Annotated in this window: 3 protein-coding genes; all 3 read left to right on the top strand. The window is 58.3% G+C overall.

What is annotated here, in order from left to right:
* The first annotated feature begins 107 nt into the window (after positions 1-107).
* Positions 108-1,784 carry an SLBB domain-containing protein gene (locus A3K90_RS00585; RefSeq protein ID WP_303680673.1) on the top strand — a complete coding sequence of 559 codons (1,677 nt, stop codon included), beginning with the start codon at positions 108-110 and terminating at the stop codon, positions 1,782-1,784.
* Positions 1,723-1,980 carry a hypothetical protein gene (locus tag A3K90_RS00580; RefSeq protein WP_303680672.1) on the top strand — a complete coding sequence of 86 codons (258 nt, stop codon included), beginning with the start codon at positions 1,723-1,725 and terminating at the stop codon, positions 1,978-1,980. The genes A3K90_RS00585 and A3K90_RS00580 overlap by 62 nt, the downstream gene beginning before the upstream one ends.
* 32 nt (positions 1,981-2,012) lie before the next feature.
* A partial coding sequence (locus A3K90_RS00575) for a Wzz/FepE/Etk N-terminal domain-containing protein (protein ID WP_303680671.1) occupies positions 2,013-2,473 on the top strand: 461 nt, incomplete at its 3' end.

Below are 2,473 nucleotides of genomic sequence, written 5' to 3'. Positions count from 1 at the left end.
AACCCGGCTGAAAAGTGAATGTTTTTTTTCAAAAAAATGCGTCATCTTCGTTGACATTGTCCGATCAACCTGTTTGCTTATCCTCATTGATAAAAAATTATAACTCCATGCGTTTTGGCATCCTATTTGCTGCGGCACTTGCGTTCGGCCTTTCGCCATTGACCGGATTTACGGCCGATGGTGCTGCTTCTGCCCAACAGGCGACGGGTGGTTCGAGCATGCCTGCGGCAGCTCCGGCCACTTTTTCCAGACCTTCGTTCATTACGGCAACTTCCGGGCAGGCCGGCCCGGCAGTCGCCATCGGTGAAGCTGCCTCCGATCTCCGGGCACCTGAACAGAGCGTCTCACCGCTCTCTTCGAAAACTACCTTCCAGACCTATGTCGAAGTGTCGACCGGACGGCAGCTCGAAGTGTTCGGGCGCGACCTCTTCCGTAACGTCCCGTCGACCTTCGCGCCGTTGCATGCGGTTCAGGTAAATCCGGACTACGTTATCGGCCCGGGGGATGCGATCCAGATCCGGGGGTGGGGGATGGTCGATATCGACGCTACCTTGAGCGTCAACCGCAGCGGCGAAGTCTACATCCCGCAGGTCGGTGCCGTCAATGTGTCGGGCGTCAGATACCGCGACCTACAGCCCTACCTGAAAAAGGCGATCGGCCGCATTTTCACCAACTTCGACCTCAGCGCCAGCATCGCGCAGACCCGGAGCGTCCAGGTCTATGTCGTCGGTAACGCCCGTCGTCCCGGCACCTACACACTCAGCGCCATGAGCACCCTGCTGAATGCCCTGTTCGTTTCTGGCGGCCCTTCCGAAATCGGCTCAATGCGCAACATCAAGGTCAAGCGGGGAAGCCGGACGATCAACTTCGACCTCTACGATATCCTTATCTACGGTGATAAAACCTCAGACGTCGACCTACAGGACGGCGACGTCATCTACATCGGCGAAGTCGGTCCGCAGATTGCAATCATCGGCGGCGTCAAGAAGCAGGCGATCTATGAGCTTCGGAACGATTGCTCTGCCGCCGAGGTGCTTGCATGGGCAGGCGGTTTCGAATCTGCGGCAGCGTTCAGGAACATCATCGTGGAGAAGAACGTTGACGGCAAGTTCCAGACGGTCGCCGAACTGGTGGCCGACCGGAATTCCGTCATGGACAAGCTGGCAAAACTGCCGATCAGGCCTACCGACATCATTCGCGTCATCGTGCCCGGAGCGGAGCCGATTGAGGTCAAGGTGGAGCGGGAGTTCGTCCGGGTGGACGGTGAAGTCGAGACGAGCGGCGTCTACGAAATCAAAAAAGGGGAGACCCTCAGGGAGCTGGTCACCCGTATTGGCGGCGTGACGCCGAAGGCATATGTCTATGGTACCCGTCTTGAGCGTGAGAGTGTAAAAAAACTCCAGCAGCAAAAAATCGACGAAGCTGCAGAGCGGTTCGAAAATGATATCGAAGCGAGCGCCAACCAGCGCCTTGCTTCCGTTACCGAAGCTGATGCGGCTGAAGCTATCAAAAGCGAAGCCGAAGCCCAGCGCCGTCTCGCCCAGAAGCTCCGCAGCGTGAAAGCACAGGGTCGGATTGTCCTGAACATGCCCGGCGCGGACTCGAAGACCGACAACCTCCCCGAGCTCCCCCTCATGGACGGCGACGTCGTTTACATCCCGCAGCGCCCGGCGACCGTTGATGTCATCGGTGCGGTCTACCAGCAGAGCACCTTCATCTGGGATGAGGGCAAAAGGCATCAACGGCTACGTACGCAACGCAGGCGGAGTCAGCAGGACCGGTGACAGCTCCCAGATCTATCGCATATGCGCCGACGCCACCGTCCGCCGGGGTTCCAGCGGCAGGGTCAACCCGGGCGATGCCATCATCGTGCCTGAAAAGCTGAAGACCGGCAAATCATTCACCGAGAACCTCAAAGACTGGACCACCATCCTTTACCAGATCGGACTCGGCGCAGCAGCAATCCAGGTGCTGAAGTAAACCCCAACTTGAATCACACACCCCATCCTCCAATGTCCGAACAGATGCAGCCAACGCTCCACCCGGTCGAACGGAGCCGACCATACGACGAAGACGAAATCAGCCTGCTCGATCTCGCCATCACCCTGGCCAAGCACAAAAAGGCCATTCTGCTGGCCCCGCTGATTGCCGGTGCCTTGACTGCCGTCGCAACGCTGTTCATGCCCAACATCTACACGGCAGACACCACGATCATGCCACCGCAGCAGCAGTCGAGCACCGCAGCCATGCTGGCCAGCCAGCTCGGCGCCATGGCCGGAGGCGGGGGCGCAGCGCTTGGCCTCAAAAACCCGAATGAACTCTACGTTGCCATGCTCAAAAGCCGCAACGTGCAGGACGGAATAATCCAGCGCTTCAAGCTGCACGAGGTTTACGAAACCGACACGCCGGCTGAAACGCGCAAAGCACTAAAAGAGGCCACAAAGATAACCACTGGCAAGGACGGGCTCATCAA

It is taken from the genome of Pelodictyon luteolum, assembly GCF_001622165.1.
Lineage (GTDB): Bacteria > Bacteroidota > Chlorobiia > Chlorobiales > Chlorobiaceae > Chlorobium > Chlorobium luteolum_B.
Note: the sequence above shows the minus strand (reverse complement) of the source record. Positions and strands in the feature narration are given on the sequence as shown.

Excerpts from the sequence above, each read along its gene's own strand:
- A3K90_RS00580 (WP_303680672.1), top strand. The coding sequence starts at position 1,723 with ATGAGGGCAAAAGGCATCAACGGCTACGTACGCAACGCAGGCGGAGTC.
- A3K90_RS00585 (WP_303680673.1), top strand. The coding sequence starts at position 108 with ATGCGTTTTGGCATCCTATTTGCTGCGGCACTTGCGTTCGGCCTTTCG.